General features: G+C 38.1%; 23 protein-coding genes. 20 read left to right on the top strand and 3 right to left on the bottom strand.

Annotated features, from left to right (window positions below; all coding sequences use genetic code 11):
- Positions 1-172: 172 nt before the first annotated feature.
- From O3626_RS00115 to O3626_RS00080, 8 genes are all read left to right on the top strand, one after another.
- Complete coding sequence (locus tag O3626_RS00115; protein ID WP_371494490.1) at positions 173-925, top strand: lysostaphin resistance A-like protein; 753 nt, start codon at positions 173-175, stop codon at positions 923-925.
- 88 nt (positions 926-1,013) lie between these two features.
- A complete protein-coding gene (locus tag O3626_RS00110; RefSeq protein WP_195327069.1) occupies positions 1,014-1,505 on the top strand; it encodes a phosphoribosylanthranilate isomerase in 492 nt (163 codons plus the stop codon).
- A 272-nt stretch (positions 1,506-1,777) separates the two neighbouring features.
- Positions 1,778-2,554 (top strand): alpha/beta hydrolase, encoded by a 777-nt coding sequence (locus O3626_RS00105; RefSeq protein WP_371494487.1) that lies wholly within the window; start codon positions 1,778-1,780, stop codon positions 2,552-2,554.
- Between the two features lie 32 nt (positions 2,555-2,586).
- Positions 2,587-3,324, top strand: coding sequence for a DUF4336 domain-containing protein (locus O3626_RS00100; protein WP_003003604.1), 738 nt, complete (start codon positions 2,587-2,589; stop codon positions 3,322-3,324).
- Positions 3,325-3,583: 259 nt separating this feature from the next.
- Entirely contained in the window at positions 3,584-3,877 is a 294-nt protein-coding gene (locus O3626_RS00095) for a hypothetical protein (protein ID WP_049474732.1), read from the top strand.
- Positions 3,870-4,208, top strand: coding sequence for a type II toxin-antitoxin system RelE/ParE family toxin (locus O3626_RS00090; RefSeq protein ID WP_371494485.1), 339 nt, complete (start codon positions 3,870-3,872; stop codon positions 4,206-4,208). The genes O3626_RS00095 and O3626_RS00090 overlap by 8 nt, the downstream gene beginning before the upstream one ends.
- 12 nt (positions 4,209-4,220) lie before the next feature.
- Positions 4,221-4,658 carry a hypothetical protein gene (locus O3626_RS00085; protein ID WP_023026904.1) on the top strand — a complete coding sequence of 146 codons (438 nt, stop codon included), beginning with the start codon at positions 4,221-4,223 and terminating at the stop codon, positions 4,656-4,658.
- A 15-nt stretch (positions 4,659-4,673) separates the two neighbouring features.
- Positions 4,674-5,117 carry a GNAT family N-acetyltransferase gene (locus O3626_RS00080; protein ID WP_371494482.1) on the top strand — a complete coding sequence of 148 codons (444 nt, stop codon included), beginning with the start codon at positions 4,674-4,676 and terminating at the stop codon, positions 5,115-5,117.
- Between the two features lie 235 nt (positions 5,118-5,352).
- Here O3626_RS00080 and O3626_RS00075 read toward each other — a convergent pair whose 3' ends face one another.
- Genes O3626_RS00075 through O3626_RS00065 form a run of 3 tightly spaced genes read right to left on the bottom strand, consistent with a single transcriptional unit; the run spans position 5,353 to position 7,696 of the window.
- Complete coding sequence (locus O3626_RS00075) at positions 5,353-6,069, bottom strand: ABC transporter permease (RefSeq protein WP_023917887.1); 717 nt, start codon at positions 6,067-6,069, stop codon at positions 5,353-5,355.
- Positions 6,066-6,881, bottom strand: coding sequence for an ABC transporter ATP-binding protein (locus tag O3626_RS00070; protein ID WP_070660371.1), 816 nt, complete (start codon positions 6,879-6,881; stop codon positions 6,066-6,068). The genes O3626_RS00075 and O3626_RS00070 overlap by 4 nt, the downstream gene beginning before the upstream one ends.
- Positions 6,878-7,696, bottom strand: coding sequence for a MerR family transcriptional regulator (locus tag O3626_RS00065; RefSeq protein ID WP_070660375.1), 819 nt, complete (start codon positions 7,694-7,696; stop codon positions 6,878-6,880). The genes O3626_RS00070 and O3626_RS00065 overlap by 4 nt, the downstream gene beginning before the upstream one ends.
- A gap of 990 nt (positions 7,697-8,686) precedes the next feature.
- Between O3626_RS00065 and O3626_RS00060 the strand changes: the two genes are divergently transcribed.
- From O3626_RS00060 to glpK, 12 genes are all read left to right on the top strand, one after another.
- Complete coding sequence (locus tag O3626_RS00060) at positions 8,687-9,082, top strand: hypothetical protein (RefSeq protein WP_134974839.1); 396 nt, start codon at positions 8,687-8,689, stop codon at positions 9,080-9,082.
- A gap of 286 nt (positions 9,083-9,368) precedes the next feature.
- Positions 9,369-9,581, top strand: a complete 213-nt coding sequence (locus tag O3626_RS00055) for a zinc-ribbon domain-containing protein (RefSeq protein ID WP_371494763.1) — start codon at positions 9,369-9,371, stop codon at positions 9,579-9,581.
- Positions 9,582-9,589: 8 nt separating this feature from the next.
- Complete coding sequence (locus tag O3626_RS00050) at positions 9,590-10,096, top strand: hypothetical protein (RefSeq protein ID WP_371494479.1); 507 nt, start codon at positions 9,590-9,592, stop codon at positions 10,094-10,096.
- 202 nt (positions 10,097-10,298) lie between these two features.
- Positions 10,299-12,056: a glycoside hydrolase family 13 protein gene (locus tag O3626_RS00045; protein ID WP_371494477.1), complete on the top strand. Its 1,758-nt coding sequence runs from the start codon at positions 10,299-10,301 to the stop codon at positions 12,054-12,056.
- Positions 12,057-12,166: 110 nt separating this feature from the next.
- On the top strand, positions 12,167-12,478 hold the full coding sequence (locus O3626_RS00040) for a hypothetical protein (RefSeq protein WP_003003574.1): 312 nt from the start codon (positions 12,167-12,169) through the stop codon (positions 12,476-12,478).
- Positions 12,479-12,639: 161 nt separating this feature from the next.
- Positions 12,640-13,413 (top strand): Ltp family lipoprotein, encoded by a 774-nt coding sequence (locus O3626_RS00035; protein ID WP_239683564.1) that lies wholly within the window; start codon positions 12,640-12,642, stop codon positions 13,411-13,413.
- A 201-nt stretch (positions 13,414-13,614) separates the two neighbouring features.
- Positions 13,615-14,502 carry a DUF4300 family protein gene (locus O3626_RS00030; RefSeq protein WP_371494474.1) on the top strand — a complete coding sequence of 296 codons (888 nt, stop codon included), beginning with the start codon at positions 13,615-13,617 and terminating at the stop codon, positions 14,500-14,502.
- A 3-nt stretch (positions 14,503-14,505) separates the two neighbouring features.
- On the top strand, positions 14,506-14,925 hold the full coding sequence (locus O3626_RS00025; protein ID WP_371494472.1) for a hypothetical protein: 420 nt from the start codon (positions 14,506-14,508) through the stop codon (positions 14,923-14,925).
- Positions 14,926-14,943: 18 nt separating this feature from the next.
- Positions 14,944-15,699, top strand: coding sequence for a CPBP family intramembrane glutamic endopeptidase (locus O3626_RS00020; protein ID WP_371494470.1), 756 nt, complete (start codon positions 14,944-14,946; stop codon positions 15,697-15,699).
- Positions 15,696-16,451, top strand: a complete 756-nt coding sequence (locus O3626_RS00015; protein WP_371494468.1) for a CPBP family intramembrane glutamic endopeptidase — start codon at positions 15,696-15,698, stop codon at positions 16,449-16,451. Before O3626_RS00020 ends, O3626_RS00015 begins: the two co-directional genes overlap by 4 nt.
- A gap of 158 nt (positions 16,452-16,609) precedes the next feature.
- Entirely contained in the window at positions 16,610-17,284 is a 675-nt protein-coding gene (locus O3626_RS00010; RefSeq protein WP_155167768.1) for an ankyrin repeat domain-containing protein, read from the top strand.
- 184 nt (positions 17,285-17,468) lie between these two features.
- Positions 17,469-18,977 (top strand): glycerol kinase GlpK, encoded by a 1,509-nt coding sequence (gene glpK, locus O3626_RS00005; protein WP_371494466.1) that lies wholly within the window; start codon positions 17,469-17,471, stop codon positions 18,975-18,977.
- Positions 18,978-19,005 lie beyond the last annotated feature (28 nt).

The raw sequence follows: 19,005 nt of genomic DNA, 5'->3' as shown, positions 1-19,005 counted from the left end.
ATGCGAATCTGAATCTACGAAACTAAAGTATTGACGAAATGAATAATGAAAAGCCTTGATTATAGGGCTTTTTTTTGCATTTTTGTGATAGAATATAGGTAGTTATAATCGAGAGCAACTAAGAAGCAGTAACAAATATTACATATAAAATAATAAAAATAAGGGCAATAAAATGACAGAAATTGACAAAAAGAATTTAAAAAAATATCTTTATTGTACATTTGGAATTACTTATATATCTTGGGGGATTCTTGCCATCTTTACTCAATCTCATATTTTGGGATTAGAAACAATCATAGGAAGAATATTACATATAGTAGGTGCACTTGGACCAGCTATTGCAAGTGGCTTTTATTTGAAAAGGAATAATATAAAATTTAAACATTTTTTATTTAGTAAGAAAGAAAATAGTAGTATTTATTTCATTATTCATTTGTTAGCAATTTTGATACTATTTTCTGTATCTTCCTTAGAATTTAATGGAGTATCCATTTATCTAATGCCACTATTCTTTATTCAATTAATTTTTTTTGGTGGTGGACATGAAGAATTAGGATGGAGAGGAATATTACAGCCGTTACTTGATAAAAAATATACATATTGGCAATCTAATTTGATTGTAGGATCAATTTGGGAAATATGGCATCTGCCTTTATGGTTTATAGTTGGAGAAAGTCATCAAGGATTTCCTTTTATTTTATTTTTTATATATACATTATTTTTAAGTTTTGCTTTAGGACTTCTTTACCGTCAAACCCAATCAGTGGGTTACTGTATATTATTTCATGCGTTCGCAAATTTGTTAAATCTCTATTTTGTGTTAAAAATTAATCTTATTTTTATTATCATTTTTATTGCTTATTTAATTTATACTATATTGGCGAGTAATAGAATTAGCAAGGAAAAGAATTTGTATCCAAAATAACAGGATATACTCTAGAAAATGAAGATGATTTTGTTCAAGGGAATAAAGTAGAAATAACGAACATTTAGATGAAAGGTTTAGAGTAAACATGAGTCTCTTATTTGAAGAATTTAAAACCATTTGTTTCCATTTAAATCGAGTCGGAATTACACCGACACTGATGGGGTCTTTGGGATTGGAGTTTAGAACGAAAGAAAATTGGGGACCGTCTGACATTGACATTCATGTGCCTGGTGACCCTAGAGGTTGGGAAGCACCTGATTATCTCAGAATTTATGACTGGGACAAGATAATGAAAGTGATGAAAGACTTAGGCTACGTCTTAATAGATATTCATGAGCATGAATTCCAAAAGGATCGAGTGAGTGTTGAATTTGGAAGTATCGATTCCTTACCTGATTTTGCAGGAGTTTCGGAATCGGATATAGAGCTTATTCACATTGAAGACATCACTTTTCGTCTTCCAAGTATGGAGCAGTATCTAAGTATTTACAAAGCTTCTTCTCAAGACTCCTATCGAAATGATCACAATAACAATAAGGATTTTAAAAAGATCGAGTGGCTGGAAAGACATTTGTAAATTATCATATGAAAAGTAGTAAGTTGTAAGACTGGCTGCTATGTTATTTTTATTATCATTTTATTGCTTATTTAATTTATACTATATTGGTTAGTAATAGAATTAGTAAAGAAAAGGATTTTAAAATTTAGATCAGGATACCCATTATTAAAGGTAACATTCTATCTAGATAATCGATGTTAGAGATTGTCTGTTTAAAGTGGTATCACAGCTTGTTCAAACAGATTAAACAAAGATGTAGCTAGGAATGTCTTACAGTAAGGAGTTTAAATATGAAATTCCATGAATTTGGTGATAAGAATTTGCCTTCTATCTTGCTTTTACATGGCGGTGGCAGTTCTTGGTGGAATTATCTTTGTCAAGCACGAATCTTGTCAGAAGAATACCGTGTCATTCTACCCACCTTGAATGGCCACGGCGAAGAATATCAACTTGATTATATTTCTACTGAAGATTCTGCTTTGGAGATTCTAGACTATATCAAAGCAAACTGTGGTGGGAAATTGTTTGCGATTGGTGGCGTTTCACTTGGTGGTCAAATTGCTATGGAGCTTTTGTCCTTAGATAGCAATATAGCTGAGAAGGCCATCATAGACGGAAGCCTCTGTATTCCTCAACCAGGGTTAGCTAAAATCAGCATCTTTCTAGTATCCCTATTTGGTAAACTGATGTTCAGTAAATTCTCTTGCAAACTCCAATTAAGCATGATGGACAGACTCTATCCTAAACTGGCTTATCCAGAGGAAATAAAAGCTTATTATTTGGAGGATCTGCCAAGGACGCCTATCAAAACATTAGTGACTATTTACAAAACCTATATGGAGCGTTACAAGCTGAAGGACACGATTTCTGCTAGTAAGGCGCAGGTTCTGTATATCTACGGTGAAAAAGAATTGAACTGTGTGAAAGCATCGGCAAAATTATTTCAACAAATACATCAAAACACGATCCTGTATGAAGCAAAGGGGTATAACCATGGCTATCTATCAGCTTACCTGCCTCAAGAGTGGATTGATTTGGTGGTACCATTTTTGGAGAATAACGATTGATTATACTTTATTAATTTAGAAAGCAGAGTTTCATGGAAGTCAAAAAATATAGTCCGCTCAATTCATTAAAAAAGATAGCAGATAACCTCTGGATTGTAGATGGGGAAGAAGTACTGATGAATTTCAAACTCTTCAAAGTGCCTTTTTCAACTAGAATGACAGTTATCCGTCTGCAGAATGGTGGTCTTTGGGTGCATTCGCCGATTAAGCCTAGTGATAATTTACTTTTTGAAATCAAGCAATTAGGTGAGGTAAAACACCTTATTGCACCCAATGTCTTACATTATAGTTATATAAATGAGTGGCACGAACTATTTCCGGAAGCAGAAGTATGGCTAGCTAGTGGTGTTCAAAAGCGTGCCAGAAAATCGGGAATGAATTTATATTATGGTCATGAACTAGAGAAAGCCAATTGGAACGAGGAAATTTGTTTTACAACATTTGAGGGAAGTTTTTACGTGAAAGAGGTTGTTTTTTTCCATACTGAAAGTTCAACTCTAATTTTAACGGATCTTATTGAAAACATAGAAACAGAAAATTTATCGATTTTTGAAAAGCTACTGTTAAAAATAGGTGATAATCACTATCCAAATGGTAAAACACCAAGAGATTTAAGAATGACCTTTTTATTTGGTAAAAAACAAGCATTGAAGAGTTATCATAAAATAAAGAAATGGGAACCTAAGAATATTATTATTTCTCATGGACCGTGTATCATTGGACAAACAAAAGAGATGTTAAACCAAGCGTTCTTTTGGCTAGAGAAATAGGAATTTACTATAAAGAAATTAATAAAATATATCTAATATAATTGACTAAAATTACTTGGAGTTGTTAAATTAAGATGTGGAATCTACTTAAATTGTTGATTCTAAGAGGTATCAGTTGACACGAGAGAAAGAATATAGATTAACTAACGGTATCTCTTAATTAGATTTAGTGAAAGAAGAATCCATTTTTCACTTGAATCCCTTCTCTTTCGTATGGTAGAATGTATATACAAATTGTATGTACAAAGGAGAGGTAGAAATGGCAAACACGAAAGCAGTGAATTTTCGAGCAGATGAGATGTTTTACCAGAAAACAAAAGAGGTACTTGCTGATGAAAAAATTTCTGTGTCAGATGTCCTAAATGCAGCACTTCGAAAAATTGCTAACGGGACTGTGGATCCAAGAGAATTTGTTTCAAGTGATTTGCAGAACACGCAGTATCAAGTGGCCTTTGAGGATTTGAAGAAGGAGATTTTAGTTGGGCACCAGGAAATTGCTCAAGGGAAAGTCACTTCTGTAGCCGATGTGAGAAAGGAATTTGGTCTTGACTAAGTTGAAACGCTATCAGGTCTTTCTTGCAGATCAGGCTAAGCAGGACTTGCGTGGCATTCACGACTATATTCTTGTGAATTTTTATAGCCAGCAAGCTGCAGATGGCAAAGTTGATTTGCTATTAAGTGCTCTTGAGACCCTAGAACTGTTTCCAGAAGCCTGTCCTCTGGTATCAAGCCGGGGCTATGGTGAGATGACGAATGATGGGAAACCCTATCGTTATATACCAATAGAGAACTATCTCGCATTTTATTATATGGAGAAGCATACAGTGTATGTTGCTCGTATCCTCAGTGCAAAGCAGGATTTGGTCAAGATTTTTTATAAGTAGGATGAGGACCCCATGTTAAAATCGAATAAGCTGATTATTTTTTTAGTTTCCCTACCTTTTCTGATGGTCATTATTTTCTATTCTCTTAGTGAGCATCCTGGATATAGTGATGATGGGAATTTTGTCAGAAATCATGAGGCTGCTATTAAGAGTGAAATCATCGCACACTTAGCTCAGGAAAGGCAAGACATAAAATCTGTGACGCTCTTACCAAATACTGCTAGAGGAGAGTATGATAATGGTGGTGATGTGAGCGGACATTACCATATCTATTTTACAGCCTACGTCAACAATAACCGCGAGCGAACGATAAGCGTAGAACTATTCTTCCCAGATGCCAGCATTCCCCCATTTACCTTGTTTCCTCCCAACCCTTATAAAGACAAAGGCAAAAAGATGTCCAATTGGTTGATTGGGAATATTGAAGTATCGGAAGAAAGCTCTAAATAGAAATAAGAACAATTCATGATGAATAGAATAGTAGACGATCAGATCACTCTTATTCCTTATTATAGGAATGATGAGATCTCCCTTCTTTGGTATCAAGATAGTGAGGTTTGCAAACAGGTGGATAATACTGATCAGATTTACGATCTAACAAAACTTCATAAAATGTATGATTACCTAACTTCACACGGATCTTGCTATTATATCCAATATGAGGGTGTGTTAGTTGGAGATGTGACACTTCAAGATAACTCAGAACTTTCTATAGTGATCAGCAAAGAGTATCAAAATTTACAGATCGGAAGACGATGTATTTCTAAAATGATACAGCTGGCCAAAGAAAAAGAGATGGTTAAGGTAACTGCTCAAATTTATCCTTTTAATACCCAAAGTCAAAGAATGTTTTTGGCTTTGGGATTTCAGAAAGTAGATGAAAAGTTGTATGAATATACGTTGATATAGAACAGTTGTATATCTCCATATATATTAAGACTGTAATCTACTGTTTATAAAACAATGTTCATGAAAAATAGAGTTAAAGGGTACCTACTGATACATGGACAAGAGGTTTTTTCAGAAATCTAAAAATGAAGAGAACACCAACAGATGATTTTTTGTTGGTGTTCTCTTCATTTGATTTTACGATCTATCTCGCTTTTGCTTTAAAGTAAAAGCTGGCATGGAATTATTCAGGCATCTAGTTAGATTTTTGTTTATTCAACAGGAGGATAGATGATATTATTGCAATGCAAGATACAAGAATCAGATACCAAAGATTTTCAAGACCAAAACCATGATCTAGCATCAAGCGGTATCCCCAAGAAGCGGGGAAAAGACGCCCGATTGCTTGAAGAAAATCAGGCAGTAAGGTGATGGGAAACATGATTCCTGAGAGCATAATTGAGGGTAAAAATACAAGTTGCGCTATCATGGTCAGCTTTGCTTGATTTTTTACAGTAAGGCCCAGTATACTTCCGATACTCAACGATACAAAAATGTAGATGGCAAGCGCGAGAAAGAATAAGGGAAATTGACTTGGTAGACTTGCTTTAAATAAAATTGGAGCAAGTAGTAGGATCACTATGCAAGTCATTATCAAATGAACAAAGGCAGAGAGAACTATGGTCACCAATCCTAAATGAATAGGCACACCATTTGCTTTATAAATCTTTTTTATGTCGCTTCCGTATGTTTCAATCAAGGAAGGCGGTAAACCGAGAAAGGCTCCCATTGAAACACTCATGACAATCATTGACTGTATGAGTGTACTACCCATTTCAGGCATAACGGAAGTAAAAATACCACCCATGAGAAGAAAGAAAATAATCGGTACAATATAGTAAGTAACCAAGAGAGACTTACTTCGTATGTCCAATTTCCACTGTAATGTTAGGCTATATAAAAAACCATTCATTCCAAACCCCTCCTTGCCATTTCAATGAAATGCTGCTCCAGTGTGCCACGATCAACCTTGATATCCAATATCTGGATATTTTTCTGTTTGCATTCTTCCAATAATGAAATTAAGCTATCCTCGATCGTATCTGTTTCAAAAGATTCCTCTCCGTCCCGGGTCTTTAAATGGATGAAATATTTTCTTCCCAACCTGTCTGTCAGTTCTGAAGGAGTACCACAAAAGACAATCTTTCCACTATTCAAAATAGCAATGCGGTCACATAGGGTTTCAACTTCGGCCATATCGTGGCTTGCCAAAACAATTGTCTTGCCCTGTGATTTGAGCTTTCGGATTTCTTCATGGAGGGATAGTCTTCCTTCAACATCAAGTCCCGCTGTCGGTTCATCGAGAAAAATAATATCCGGATTACTGATAAGTGCAAGAGCAAGATGTAATCTTCTTTTTTGACCGGTGGATAATTCTATGTATTGCGACTCCTTCATTTCTTTTATGCCAAGGGCCTTTAGCATAGCATCATTAATGTATGTATGATTCCATTTTGCAAAGAGCTTTATAGCTTCCATCGGTTTGATGTGGATGGGTAGAGAGGAGGACTGTAGTTGAATTCCGGTTTTCCCGTTTACAATTATAGTGCCTTCGTCATATTTTCTCAGGCTTTCGATACATTCAAGCGTGGTTGTTTTACCAGCTCCGTTCACTCCGAGCAGAGCAAAGATTTCTCCTTGTTTGATTTGAAAATCGAGACCTCTAAGAACCATATTGCTACCATAACTTTTCTTTAATCCAGAAACCTCTATTGCGTCTTTCATGGTTCTACCTCCTCAAAGGGATTTGTTCCAAGCCTTGAAAAATAGACTTGTAGGGCGGGTCCTATATAATCATTGACGATTTTTTGCTTTTCTTCCCAAGCATTTGAGGCTGTGTCGATAGTACCAACTTCCATCAACTTCGGAAGCATGCTCATATCACCATTTGTAAACTCCATAATCAAGCTCCAGTATTCTTGCACAACCTGTTGGCTTTGTTCGCTTTCAGCTGGTACGTTTTCTTTCTGAAGCTCCACGATTTGATCACTTAGGCGGTTCAACCTATCCATAAAATCTTGCCCGCTTTTCTTGTCAAATCGACTGCGTATCTGGTCGAGCGTATCATCATCAAAGCGCTTAATGAGAGAGTAGGAGTCATTCTTCATCTGTAGATTGACAATAATGTCTGCATACTTCTTAAAATTGACCGTCTGTATTTGTAAAACTTCTACCTTTAGCTGCTCTATTGCGACCAAAGAATCCTTAAGTTGTTCTATATTTTTACGAAGAACATCTGCCTGCTCTGTAAGAGCATTGGCAACATCATCAGGTGTTTTCAAAGAGATCAAACGCCCCTTTATATCCTTGAGAGAAAAACCTAATGATTTTAAAGACAATATCTGATGGAGTAGCACTATATCTTTATCGGTATAAAGCCTGCGACCTCCCTCACTTTCTGCCGATGGGGAAAGTAGCCCCTCTTTATCGTAATATTGTAGAGTACGGATGGTAACGCCCATTTTCTTAGCAAGCTCCCCAACTGTCATAAATCCTTCCGGAATTGCTCTATATTTAGCCATAATTATTTCCCTCCTCATACCTATTATACATCGTTACGTAACGTCATGAACAAGATTATTTTTAAAAAATTTCCTTTACAAAAACTTTTTCATTTTCGAGAAAAGAAAGAGAGGTCATAGATAAAAGAAGAATGTGAAAAACTGCGTCTTAGGGTTAAAAAACAATTATGAATGAGAGAATCCCAAAACAAATGCTTCTTGAGGATGATGACAAGAAACATATGTTTAATATTAAGGAGTATATAATGCAGAGAAATTGGACGATTGTGATGACAAGATTAGATTATTTGATATTATAGCTACAAAGAAGTGTATATAGGTAATATAAAAAACCAGGTGAATTAATAGTTGATGGAGACAATAAAGAAGAATGAATGCAAGGAATATGTTCATGATAGTATTCTGATACTGGAGTTATTGTCAGAAAATCTATGATGTGTAACTATCTTGAGTATTTTAACGGTAAGTTGATAGGTGACATTTATAAATAATTAACTGTTTTATAAGAGAACACCGACATCGGAGAAATCGCTTCCAGATTACGAATTGTTTTATCTGTATGAAAGTTTAAAGACCATGATACATGTATTTAATTGCTTCAATGATAGGGATATCATTCAAGAACTTATAATTGGTATATATGCTGAATTTCGGAAAAGAAACCTAGGAAAGCCTGATTAGAAACTCTGTCCTCATTATATAGAGATAAATAGAGCTATAAGAAAAAAAGAAATTGTTTCATAGAATTATTCTATATCCAATCCTTTTTGATTTATATTATAAATATTTATTAGTACTACATGTAATTTGTTTAAATTTGATCTTACGGGTAGGTAAGTAAAATACGGTTAAAATACTTGAAATAAATGAATTTCAATATTCATTTGAATAGGATGTACAGAGTCATTTCGCTTTGTGCAGAAACTGGATTTGATCATCTTTATGTGTTATAATTTTCAGTAGAATTTGTAAATTATCTTTTAAAAAACTCAAAAGGTCAATAATACTATGGCAATTAAATTTATTTCGGTAAAATGTCCGGGTTGTGGAGCATCATTAGATGTTGAGGAGGGAAGAACACAGTTATTCTGTTCCTACTGTGGTAATAAGGTGACTATCCAAAATGATAACGAGTATATTTATCGTTACATTGATGAAGCAAGTATTAAGGAAACAGAGATTAGGTCAATGTTACGAATTAAAGAACTCGAACTGGAAGAAAAGGAAAAAGAAATAAGCCGTAAGGGAAGATACTTTGCCTTTGGGCTTGCTGGTGGACTGCTAGTGATTGGCGTGGTGTCAGAGTTTTTTGATAATGAGAGTCTTTTTGGAATGTTTGTAATTGTTGTCGCTATGTGGATAGCTTTATTTGCAGCAATGTCAGGTGATAGTAAAAATAATTAAACGAAAATAAAAATGGTCAATCTTAATGTGCTCACTTCTTTGAAAATATGAAGTATTATCAAGGAAAAACTTCAATACTATTGAACTGCCGTGGTTGTGAATATTACGGCAGTAATATCATCGGATTTAATTCTGCTTTCCACAAAAAAAGTTAGGTTGAAACTGCTTCAATTAATGCTTATAGTGATTTTGATGAAGATGATACTTTTTTAATTTTTTTCATGTTTCTATTATGTGTCATTTTTTTAGAAAAAGTGGGAGGATTATGAAGTGTTGAAACTGTGGAATCGACCTTGCAAAGGGTGTTATATTTTGCAGAGAATGCGGAGCAAAAGTTACAATGGATAAAAGATACTGCCGTGAATGTGGTTCAGCGTTGACAGAAGGAGTAAAATTTTCTTCTTACTGCGGTTCGAGCGTTAAATTTCAAATTCTAAACAAAGAAGAAAAGTCTGGAAAGGCAAGTGACTATAAGCCACTCACCCTCATTACTGGTTAGACTACAGAGTGACTCCGGTTTATGCGGGGGATGAATTGATTCCTCGGCAGGTGACCTTGCAATATGTGGGAATTGATCGAGATGGCAACCTTCTACCAATCAATTTAAGCAGCCCCAAAGAGTCAGTAGATGCTTATGGGATCACCACCGTTACCTTGGATAATTATTCCAAGAATGCGACCATTGACTATCTGAAGGGAACCGCTAAGCCGTCCTTGGTGCCAACGGAACCAAGTAGCCAATCTCAACCTTCAAGTGCCCCTGTCGAGACCCAACCAAGTCAAGCTCCTCAACCGAGTCAAGCAGTAGAACCAGCTCAGCCAGTTCAACCTGTGGAGCCTACAGAACCAACTCCTCAACTAGCTCCAGTTGTTTATGTAGCCAGAAATGGGAGTGCGGATGTTTACTGGTATTCTAAAGATAGCATGCCACGAAATACCAACTTTGCGAAAGTAGTTGAAATGTCAGAAGAACAAGCACTAAGCCTTGGAAAGCGACATACAAGTAAGGAATAAGGATCAGTTATTTTGATAATGAGAAAGCCCAATCGCTGGGCTTTTTGTGTTGAATGACAATCTTAAAAAGTTAGTAGTCTAAAATTATCTCACAAGATCTTGCAAACCTATTTATAAAGTTGTATACTAGAAAATGATTTGATGTAATCGTTTGCATAAACTGGTAAATGATGAAAAGAAAGAAAAGTAGGAGACGAGACAGATGGAATTAACAGCGATTTATCACCGGCCTGAATCGGAGTACGCCTATCTTTATAAGGACGGCCAGCTTCACATTCGCATCCGGACCAAGAAAGAGGATATCAAACGGATTGTCTTGCACTATGGGGATCCCTTTATTTTTATAGAGGATCTATATGAGGCAACCAAGGAAATGGACAAGGTGACGACCGACGATCTCTTTGATTATTGGCAAGTGTCGGTATCTGTCCGCCATGCACGGATCCAGTACCTCTTTGAATTAGAGGATACAGCGGGAGAGAAGATCTTGTACGGAGACCGGGGTGTGGCAGCTTACACCAAGGAGAACCTGGACTTCGTCATGAATGGCTTTAAGCTTCCTTTTATCCATGAGATTGATGGGTGCGCTGTACCGGATTGGGTAGCTCAGACAGTTTGGTATCAGATCTTCCCTGAGCGTTTTGCCAATGGGAATCCAGCCATTTCTCCAGAAGGTGTCCGTCCTTGGGATGCGTCTATTGCCCCTACCATGTTGGATTTCTTTGGTGGAGATTTGCAGGGGATCATCGATCACTTGGACTACTTGGAAGAGTTAGGAATTACAGGGCTCTACCTTTGCCCGATTTTTGAATCACCAAGCAATCACAAGTACGATACTATTGACTATTTTGAAATCGATCAACATTTTGGTGATAAGGAGACCTTCCGCCAGCTGGTGAAAGAGGCCCACGCGCGTGGGATGAAGATCATGCTGGATGCCGTCTTCAACCATATTGGCTATGATTCACCCCAATGGCAGGATGTGGTCAAACACGGGGAGGATTCGATTTATAAGGACTGGTTCCATATTAAAGAGTTCCCTGTCTCCTCAGAAAATCTGTGGAATAGTCGCGACTTGTCTTACCATTCCTTTGCCTTTGCGGGCTATATGCCCAAGCTCAATACGGCTAATCCAGAGGTGAAGGCCTATCTTTTGAAGGTTGCGACTTACTGGATTGAAGAGTTTGATATCGATGCTTGGCGACTGGACGTGGCCAATGAAATCGACCATCAATTCTGGCGAGATTTCCGTAAGGCGGTCTTGGCTAAGAAGCCAGACCTCTATATCCTCGGAGAAATCTGGCATTCGTCCCAACCATGGCTCAATGGTGATGAGTTCCATGCGGTGATGAACTATCCCCTCTCTGAAAGTATCAAGGATTATTTCCTGCGGGGGCATAAGGAGACGCAACGCTTCATTTGGGAGATCAATAGCCAGTCGATGTACTACAGGCAGCAAATCTCTGAGGTGATGTTCAACCTCTTGGACTCGCATGATACAGAGCGCATCTTGACGACGGCCAAAGGCGATCTTCAGTCCGTCAAGTCTGCTCTTGCCTTCCTCTATCTGCAACGCGGAACGCCATGTATCTATTATGGGACGGAGCTAGCCCTCATCGGCGGCCCAGACCCGGATTGCCGGCGTGTCATGCCTTGGGAGCGCGTGTCAGAAGACAATGACATGCTGAACTTTATGAAGGACTTGATCCAGCTCCGAAAAGAAGTGGCAGAGTTGATCCAACATGGAAAAGTGAGTCTGGAAGAAGTAGAGCTAGATGTAGTAGCAGTAGAATGGCGGCATGAAGGCCATCTTCTCAAAGCCTACTTTAACCATTCGAAGAAAGCCTTTGTCATAGAAAGAGGACAAGCTGATCTGATCAGTCTTGGAAGCATATCGGATGATCGAGTGATCATTCAGCCAAATGGATTTGTTATTTATAGAGAAGAGCTAAACGTATAAAACTATTTCTAATGGACGCATTTGTGTGCTATTTTCCGAAATCCTTTAGTTGTACATTCCCCTCCATAGGTGTATAATGTGTCCTTAGATAAACAAATGAGGAGTTTACTATGGAATTGAAAGATTTTACAGAAAAAGAACAAGAACAAATCAAGCAAGGATTGAGCACGGCTGAGCTTTCTGATAAGGAAGCAGCGAAGAAATTGCTTGCTCTTGTACCGCAAGAATGGATTAAACGCATTCCTTTCTTTGTCAGAGGGCATGCGACGACTAAGACAGTTGAGCGTGTAGCCAAACAATACCCTGAACTCTATGCCGTGGCGAAACGTCAAGGGGACCTTCCTGAAAAAGAAGGAGAAGAGCTCCGCAAGATTATGACAGCTATCTTTGAAGAAAAGATGAACAAACACAAGATTAAATAATCTTTTATTACACTTTGTTATTTTTTATTTCACAATAGAACGAGTGATTGCAGTTGAAATGCAGTCACTTTATTATTTACTAGCCATAGAGACTTTTACACTAGTAAATAAAAATGAACAATATTTCATGATATAATACTAATGAAAGCAGTTCCAGAGGGATGAAAGATTCCATTGGAGAAAAACAAGTAAAGGTATTCATGATGAAAAAATTTTTGATAGTTATTTTTACAATTTTTGGATTGTTTGTAGGATGGATAGCTTTTATGGTATATAGTTATGAAAGAAGTTATAATGAATGGAAAAGTTCCTATACGGGAAAAATAGTAACTAATTCTGAAAAAAATTACTCTACCTCAAGTGATGGAAATAAGGATGATTTCGAATCATCAAAACAAGAATACGCTTCTTCAAGTGATAGAAAAAATAAGGATGATTTAGAATCATTAATGAATATGTTTATGAAAGGACTATTTCCTCCAACTTTACTATATCCAGAATATACAAGGGCATATGAAAAAGCTAAATCTTGGTCAAAAAAGCATTTATCGCAGCAGCAAATTAAAATTTATCTTACTGAGTATGATAGGTATTCAGAGGATGCTACTCAGTACGCTTTAAATAAGCTTAATGTAAACTGGAAAGAGCAAGCACTTTTAAAAGCAAAATCAAATCAAGAGTTTCATTATTCGAAAGAAAAATTAGTTGAACAACTTATAAATATTGACAAATTTACTCAAGAAGAGGCTGACTATGCCATAGAACAAGGTCATTTCGATTGGAAAGAGGAAGCTGTGAAAAAAGCGGAATCTTATGCAAACGGTGGCAACATTTCGAAAGAAAGGTTATTAGAAATACTTGTTGAATATAGAAAATTTACTCAGGAAGAAGCTGAGTACGCAATAGAACATGCAAAAATAGATTGGTCTGATTAAACGATAATTTTAATTTTGATTTTTGTAACATATTAAAGAGCTGGACAGTCTGCCAGCTCTTTTTTGTTACTTATAAACTTTTCTCATTTCGTAAAAAATAGTTGGAGCAAAGCTAGTTTTAAACTATAATAGAGGAAAAGGATTATCGATATGAAAAATTTATAGAACAAACATTTTAATCAATAGAGAAGGAACCAGTTTATGAAACCATCTAAAAAATTCATGCACCTTACTAGCTGTGCCTTGGCGATCTTTGCTTTAGTGGCTTGTAGTAGCAACCAAAAGCAATACAAGGAAAAGCAGGCAAGTTCCACTGTACAGAAATCTAGTTCAGATAAGGAGCGCTACAAGGGAAGCTACAGCAACCTCAATAGCAAGGCGAGTGTCGAAGAAGTGCGGACTCTCTTGTCTGCTTATTTGGATCAGGACAGTGTAGATAAATTTTTGGGTCTGGTAACAGATTACGATAGCATTGTCGGCTCGGTCGGCTTAACGGGTGACTTCAGCACCTTCAAGAAAACAGACTACAATGTTGAGAAGATCAGTGACTTGTGGACCAAGAAAAAGGGCGATTTCGTCGGGACCAACTGCCGGATCAATAGCTATACTCTTCTGAAGAATCGCATCGAGATCCCTAAGATGAAAGCGGATAGTGAACTCTTGTTCGTGGACAATGATGCCATTGACAAAGGCAAGGTCTTCGATGAGGCAGACAAGGAAGCCTTTAACATTCTGTATTCACGGGTTCCGACAGAAGCTACAACGGATGTCAAGGTCCATGCTAAGAAGATGGAAGAGTATTTTTCTCACTTCAAGTTCAATGAAAATGCGCGCATGCTTTCTGTTATTGTTCATGATAACCTAGATGGCAATACCCTTTTTGTCGGTCACGTCGGTGTCTTGGTTCCTGCTAAGGACGGCTATCTCTTTGTCGAAAAGCTGACCTTTGAAGAGCCCTATCAAGCCATTAAGTTTGCGACTAAGGAAGATGTCTACAAATACTTGGAGACCAAGTACCAAGACTACACAGGCGAAGGTCTGGCTAAGCCCTTTATCATGGATAATGAAAAATGGGTTGAGATGAAGTAGAGGATGAAAGACAGCGTGTTAGAATTTAGAAAGATAATGGAGTATGCTCCGATTCTATATGTGCTCATTTTCTTGCTCTTTTTCAGTCTTCTCCTTTTCCTGAGAAGAAGGGCAATTGTGAGACGTAGTGGAGGTCCCTTCTTTGCTCCTTTCCATATTAGCTATGGAATCTTCTATATCCATGTCGCTCTGTGTTTCAGTCGTCGCAGGATCCCGCTGAAAGAGATCAAGCAAATCACGTATGCAATTTTTCGTGGACGATCTGGTGGCGGGGCTCGCTATGCTTTCTATATCGAGCTTAGAAACGGAAAGACTATTCCCTTCTTTTTTGGAAAAAGTAAGCGGAATGAAGCTCTGGTTGAGAAGCTCAAACGAAATGCTGGCAGGTATGGGTTTAAGGTAGATAGCACTGGTAATTATTGAAAGAAAAAGGAATCACGAATGAATAGAAAGCAAGCCCTATCTATGTATTTGTTAGGGACCTTTGGTCAAGTATTAGGAGTCAGCCTTCTGGTTTGTTTTTTAAGAGCAGGAGGAGTCAAGGTCGATTTTACATCATCATTTGGGATCATCGCTATTATTGTAGGTGGCTTATCATCTGTTTTTTGGGGGAGTCTTGCAAGCATTAGTTACTATCAATCTAGTTTCAAACAAGTTTTAAAAGATTTTTTTCAAGTCAAAGACAGTTTGGCAAATTATTGCTTGGTGCTCGTTTTCTTGTTGCTTGACTTTTTCCCATTTATCTTAGGTGGTAAGATCACCACTCAATCGTTGGTCTTGCCAGTAGTGCTCTTTTTCAAGGCTCTTCTTTTTGGTGGAGTTGAAGAAATTGGCTGGCGTTATTTCTTTCAACCAACTTTGCAGGAAAAAATACCTTATTTTTCAGCTACTTTGATCACCTTTTTAGCTTGGTCTAGTTGGCATCTACTATATTTTTATATCGACGGTTCTTTAGCTGTCATTCAATTGTTTCCGTTTCTAGTAGGTCTGCTAACTAACTGCTTTATCTTATCGGCCTTGTATCATAAAACGCAAAATTTATGGCTCTGTGTCATGACTCATGCCTGTATCAATTCCTTGTCTCAGATGATAGTGAATGAAGATGTATGGCTATCTATAGTTAGTAAATTTCTTATTATTAGTTTAGCAATCATGATTGCAAGAAAGAAGTATGTAACTGTAAAGGAAGAAAAATGAGCAAATTTATTTCAAAACAATCAGTCGCTAGTTGGTATGCAATGACTGCCCTCTTAGCTACCTTTCTAGTAGGGCAAGTGATCCTTTGGTTTTTCCCAGATGGAAGTAGTATGGGGACCTCACTACTGTTTATCCTAATGAACTTGATTCCCCTGATTGTGGCGGCTGTCTTTTCTCTGGTGTTGAGTGAAGTCAACTCCTTGGGTGAATTTTTCAAAAAGGTCTTTCTTCAAAAAGAAAGTTCCCTATCTTGGATCCTAGCTTTCTTCATCCCCGTCATCTATTATGGGATTTCCATCCTGCTTATGAACGTTCGCTTTACTGGGAACTCCCTCTTGGCCTTCTTCATTTATTTCCCCTGGACCTTATTATATGGAGGCCTAGAAGAAGTCGGTTGGCGTTGGTTTTTACAAGATCATCTTTCCTATAGTAAGTACTTTATACCTAAAATGATGCTTCTTTCCATTGTCTGGTTCCTCTGGCATATTCCTATCTATCAACTCCCTTGGATTACAGCAGGTTCGTCCAACTATCTTATCTTTTACCTGATGATTTTAGGGAATGCCTTCCTATTTGGAGCGCTCAAGGAGTACTCGAAAGGAGCTGTTCCTTGTATCCTTGCTCATATGCTAATTGATAGTCTGGCTGTCCTCATGCTGGTTCAGAGCTCGCTTCCTCAGATTATCCTTCTAGTTATTTTCGAAATTCTAGTAGCCTCTTGGCTGGTGGCTGCACGAAAATCAGAGAAATAGAGTTGAATCTCTTTCGGTGGGAGTCTGTCATCTTTAGCCTTTAGGACTTCAATGTAGAGTCCATAAAATGCTATAATCAGTTTAACGAAGAACCTAGAGATAGGATCAAAGTATCAACACAGTGTCATTCTTATCTATAATGAGAGAGGGGGAAAAACATGCAAAAGACCTTTCAGTTGTTGCGAAGAGGAGATATAGAGGGAGTCCGTCAGATATTGGATAAAAAGCCTGAAGAAGTCAATGCTGTTTCGGGTGACAAACCTAAAAGAGATCAGGGGCAGTCGCTCCTTCAAGTCGCTATCAAATCGGGACATTTAGATATTGCAGACTTACTCATTGATAGAGGAGCAGATCTTAACTTTATTGAAGAGCCGACAGAGCTGAATCCATTTTGTCAACCAGTCCTCCAAACAGCGGGTGGACGAGCTGTATTTGACTGTAGGCGCATGATCAAACGCTGGAATGGCCAATATGAGATGTATTCGTCTAAGGAAAAGGCTGACCGGTCTTTCAAGGTTTTTGAGAAAATGTTGGAACTTGGGGCCGATATCTCTCAGAAGGACAGCCATGGTGGGACTTTGTTGCAAACTATTTTAATTGAAACCAAGGAAGTTCTGCCATCTTATTATTGGAAAACAAAAGAAACAAGCGATAATGTCCTCATAACGGATGAATTACGTCATGATTTAAATCGTATTTATGATCTATTAATTCGTTACGGTGTGACTGCGGACGAAATAGCGGTCTATCAGAACATTCCTCTTAAAGAACTTTACCAGGACAGCCCTACCATGGAATTCTTAAATCGCTTAGATCAGAGCAGATCTTTATAAGCGTTTGAAATATGACTTTGAAGAGTCTTAGGGCTCTTTTTGCTTGGTCTGATAGAGCTGGAAGTACTAGGAAAATGTTAGACCGAATTTTCTTTAAAAAATGGATACAAATCCATGATGAAATAGAGTATACTAGTTGATGAAAGAACAAGATTTTTAAGTATCTAATTTAGGAGGGCAGTTTATGTCTCAAGAAACTTTCATCATGGCGATTGACCAGGGAACCACTAGTTCGCGGGCTATCATTTTTAATAAAAAAGGCGAGCAAGTTAGCTCTAGTCAAAAGGAATTCACTCAGATTTTTCCTCAGGCTGGTTGGGTGGAGCACAATGCCAATGAAATTTGGAACTCGGTGCAGTCGGTGATCGCTGAGGTCTTTATTGAAAGTGGCATCAAGCCCAATCAAATCGAAGCAATTGGCATTACCAATCAACGGGAAACGACAGTTGTTTGGGATAAGAACACGGGGCTTCCTATTTACAATGCCATTGTCTGGCAATCTCGTCAAACTGCTCCACTGGCTGAAGAACTTAAAAACCAAGGCTATGTAGAAACCTTCCACCAAAAGACAGGTCTAGTTATCGATGCCTACTTTTCAGCGACTAAAGTCCGTTGGATCTTGGACCATGTAGAAGGAGCACAAGAGCGTGCAGAAAAAGGAGAATTGCTCTTTGGAACCATTGATACTTGGCTGGTATGGAAGCTGACGGATGGAGCTGCCCACGTGACAGACTATTCCAATGCTGCGCGGACTATGCTATACAATATCAAGGAACTGAAATGGGACGATGAAATCTTAGAAATTCTCAACATTCCTAAAGCCATGCTTCCTGAAGTGCGTTCAAACTCTGAGATCTATGGCAAGACAGCTCCTTTCCATTTCTACGGTGGACAAGTGCCGATTGCAGGGATGGCAGGAGACCAGCAGGCTGCTCTCTTTGGCCAATTGGCCTTTGAACCTGGGATGGTCAAAAATACTTATGGAACTGGATCTTTCATCATCATGAATACAGGTGAGGAGATGCAGTTATCAGAGAATAACTTGCTGACGACGATTGGTTATGGGATTAATGGTAAGGTCTACTATGCCCTTGAAGGATCTATCTTTATCGCTGGAAGTGCCATTCAGTGGCTTCGTGACGGTCTGCGTATGATCGACAGTTCACCTGAGTCAGAGGCCTATGCTTTGAAGTCCCAGAACCAGGATGAAATCTATGTGGTCCCTGCCTTTACGGGTCTTGGAGCACCATATTGGAATCAAGAGGCGCGTGGTTCTGTCTTCGGACTTACCCGGGGAACGACCAAGGAAGACTTTATCAAAGCAACCCTTCAATCCATTGCCTATCAAGTACGCGATATCATCGACACCATGCAGGTAGATGCTAAAACCTCTATCCCAGTCCTAAAAGTAGATGGAGGGGCAGCGAAAAATGATTATTTAATGCAGTTTCAGGCAGATATTCTTGGGATTGCGATTGCTCGCGCCAAAAACTTGGAAACCACTGCTTTAGGAGCGGCCTTCCTAGCAGGTCTGACTGTAGGCTATTGGAAGGACTTGGAAGAATTAAAATCTCTTCATGGAGCAGCCCAAATCTTTGAACCCAAGATGGATGAATCTCGTAAGGAAGAGCTGTACAAGGGGTGGAAGAAAGCAGTCAAAGCTACTCAAGTATTTGCGGAGTCTGATGACTAAAGGGATCAATCAAATGAATAGTTTATGA

It is taken from the genome of Streptococcus sp. 20925_1_77, from assembly GCF_041432125.1.
In the GTDB taxonomy this organism is placed as follows: domain Bacteria; phylum Bacillota; class Bacilli; order Lactobacillales; family Streptococcaceae; genus Streptococcus.
Note: the sequence above shows the minus strand (reverse complement) of the source record. Positions and strands in the feature narration are given on the sequence as shown.

What these genes read in the sequence shown, in the direction of transcription:
- O3626_RS00100 (WP_003003604.1), top strand. Translation starts at nt 2,587, where the DNA reads ATGGAAGTCAAAAAATATAGTCCGCTCAATTCATTAAAAAAGATAGCA.
- O3626_RS00015 (WP_371494468.1), top strand. Translation starts at nt 15,696, where the DNA reads ATGAGCAAATTTATTTCAAAACAATCAGTCGCTAGTTGGTATGCAATG.
- O3626_RS00105 (WP_371494487.1), top strand. Translation starts at nt 1,778, where the DNA reads ATGAAATTCCATGAATTTGGTGATAAGAATTTGCCTTCTATCTTGCTT.
- O3626_RS00085 (WP_023026904.1), top strand. Translation starts at nt 4,221, where the DNA reads ATGTTAAAATCGAATAAGCTGATTATTTTTTTAGTTTCCCTACCTTTT.
- O3626_RS00020 (WP_371494470.1), top strand. Translation starts at nt 14,944, where the DNA reads ATGAATAGAAAGCAAGCCCTATCTATGTATTTGTTAGGGACCTTTGGT.
- O3626_RS00030 (WP_371494474.1), top strand. Translation starts at nt 13,615, where the DNA reads ATGAAACCATCTAAAAAATTCATGCACCTTACTAGCTGTGCCTTGGCG.
- O3626_RS00065 (WP_070660375.1), bottom strand. Translation starts at nt 7,696, where the DNA reads ATGAGGAGGGAAATAATTATGGCTAAATATAGAGCAATTCCGGAAGGA.
- O3626_RS00045 (WP_371494477.1), top strand. Translation starts at nt 10,299, where the DNA reads ATGGAATTAACAGCGATTTATCACCGGCCTGAATCGGAGTACGCCTAT.
- O3626_RS00060 (WP_134974839.1), top strand. Translation starts at nt 8,687, where the DNA reads ATGGCAATTAAATTTATTTCGGTAAAATGTCCGGGTTGTGGAGCATCA.
- O3626_RS00115 (WP_371494490.1), top strand. Translation starts at nt 173, where the DNA reads ATGACAGAAATTGACAAAAAGAATTTAAAAAAATATCTTTATTGTACA.
- O3626_RS00010 (WP_155167768.1), top strand. Translation starts at nt 16,610, where the DNA reads ATGCAAAAGACCTTTCAGTTGTTGCGAAGAGGAGATATAGAGGGAGTC.
- O3626_RS00025 (WP_371494472.1), top strand. Translation starts at nt 14,506, where the DNA reads ATGAAAGACAGCGTGTTAGAATTTAGAAAGATAATGGAGTATGCTCCG.
- glpK (WP_371494466.1), top strand. Translation starts at nt 17,469, where the DNA reads ATGTCTCAAGAAACTTTCATCATGGCGATTGACCAGGGAACCACTAGT.
- O3626_RS00075 (WP_023917887.1), bottom strand. Translation starts at nt 6,069, where the DNA reads ATGAATGGTTTTTTATATAGCCTAACATTACAGTGGAAATTGGACATA.
- O3626_RS00095 (WP_049474732.1), top strand. Translation starts at nt 3,584, where the DNA reads ATGGCAAACACGAAAGCAGTGAATTTTCGAGCAGATGAGATGTTTTAC.
- O3626_RS00110 (WP_195327069.1), top strand. Translation starts at nt 1,014, where the DNA reads ATGAGTCTCTTATTTGAAGAATTTAAAACCATTTGTTTCCATTTAAAT.
- O3626_RS00070 (WP_070660371.1), bottom strand. Translation starts at nt 6,881, where the DNA reads ATGAAAGACGCAATAGAGGTTTCTGGATTAAAGAAAAGTTATGGTAGC.
- O3626_RS00080 (WP_371494482.1), top strand. Translation starts at nt 4,674, where the DNA reads ATGATGAATAGAATAGTAGACGATCAGATCACTCTTATTCCTTATTAT.
- O3626_RS00040 (WP_003003574.1), top strand. Translation starts at nt 12,167, where the DNA reads ATGGAATTGAAAGATTTTACAGAAAAAGAACAAGAACAAATCAAGCAA.
- O3626_RS00035 (WP_239683564.1), top strand. Translation starts at nt 12,640, where the DNA reads ATGAAAGATTCCATTGGAGAAAAACAAGTAAAGGTATTCATGATGAAA.